Consider the following 238-nt stretch of genomic DNA (forward strand, 5'->3'; position numbering starts at 1 on the left):
GAGCCCCAATGCTTTAGCGGTTTGTCTTGCAGCTGGCAGCAGGTTTTTAACGAAGTCGGCCGGGCTATCAACCTTCCACTCCGGCTGAGTCTGCTGGTCTACAGCTGCAACCGGCGATGTGTCAGTAGCTGCAATCCCCTCTCTCTGCGGCTGAGGCTTCATGTGTAGCGCTGGCAGAACAACGTTCGGCATCGTCAGTACTTTGTCAGTTTTGTGCTGGGGCAATTTAAGCTCTGAG

The 238-nt window shown here is 54.6% G+C and carries 1 protein-coding gene; it reads right to left on the reverse strand.

Annotated features, from left to right (window positions below; genetic code table 11):
- A partial coding sequence (locus tag SB753_RS41060) for a hypothetical protein (protein ID WP_410805678.1) occupies window positions 1-238 on the reverse strand: 238 nt, incomplete at both ends.

Source organism: Paraburkholderia sp. SIMBA_053 (genome assembly GCF_046534895.1).
Classification (GTDB): domain Bacteria; phylum Pseudomonadota; class Gammaproteobacteria; order Burkholderiales; family Burkholderiaceae; genus Paraburkholderia; species Paraburkholderia caledonica.